The following is a 1,082-nucleotide window of genomic DNA, read 5'->3' as shown; positions in this document are numbered from 1 at the left end:
GAGCACCAGGCGGGTGATGCCCCGGTGGGGCACGCAGACGCCCTTGGGGCGGCCCGTGGAGCCCGAGGTGAACATGACGTAGGCCAGCGCTTCACCGTCCACGTGGATGTCCGGCGCATGCGTGGGCCGCGCGGCAATCTCAGCAGACTGCGCATCCAGCCAGACGCGCATGCCGGAAGCCGGCAGCAGTGAGGCGAAGGGCTGGTGCGTGACGATGAAGTGGACGTCCGCGTCCTCCAGGAGTGCGGCGATGCGCTCCACGGGAGCGTTGCTGTCCACGGGGACGAAAGCCGCGCCCACCTTAAGGATGGCGAGCAGGGCCGTCACCAACTCGAAGGAGCGTTCGACGGCGAGGCCCACGCGTGCACCCGGGACGATACCCAAAGCGCGCAGATGGTGGGCCAGTTGGTTTGCCGCGGCTTCGAGCTGTGCATACGTCAGTGTCGCGTCGCCCAGCACCAGGACCACCGCATCGGGCGTGCGCTGAGCCTGCCGGGCGAAGTGGACGTGGACGGGGATGTCCGTGGGGCTGACGGCCGCCGTGTCATTCCAGTCCACGAGGACGCGCTGACGCTCCTCACTGGAGAGCAGGGACAGCTCCGCCACGGGCTGCTCGGGCTTCGTGGCCACGGCCTCCAACAGCGTGCGCAGGTGGCCCGCCATCCGCTCGATGGTGCTCCGCTCGAAGAGGGCAGTGCTGTACTCCATCCATCCGGTGAAGCCCTGGGGTGAGTCCTGCAACGTCAGGGTGAGGTCGAACTTGGCGGAGTGGCCCTCGGCGACGGCCGGCCGGAAGGTGAGGCCCGGCACTCGCAGCGCCTCTCCAGGTGCGTTCTGCAGGACGAACATCACCTGGAAGAGAGGGCTGCGGCTCGTGTCCCGCACGGGCTGGAGGGCTTCCACCAGCTTCTCGAAGGGCACGTGCTGGTGCTCGTAGGCCGCGAGCGTCGAGCCGCGTACCCGGGCAAGCAGCTGGCGGAAGGAGTCCTCTGGCGTCACGCGCGCACGTAGCACGAGCGTATTGACGAAGAAGCCGATGAGGCCTTCGGTCTCCGCCTGGGTACGGCCGGCGATGGGCGAGC

1 protein-coding gene is annotated in these 1,082 nt (G+C 68.7%); it reads right to left on the bottom strand.

The features are described from left to right. The coding region (locus D7X55_RS39615) for an AMP-binding protein (protein WP_147470431.1) at positions 1-1,082 on the bottom strand (1,082 nt) is incomplete at both ends.

Origin of the sequence: Corallococcus sp. AB049A, from assembly GCF_003668885.1 — a bacterium.
Lineage (GTDB): Bacteria > Myxococcota > Myxococcia > Myxococcales > Myxococcaceae > Corallococcus > Corallococcus interemptor.
Note: the sequence above shows the minus strand (reverse complement) of the source record. Positions and strands in the feature narration are given on the sequence as shown.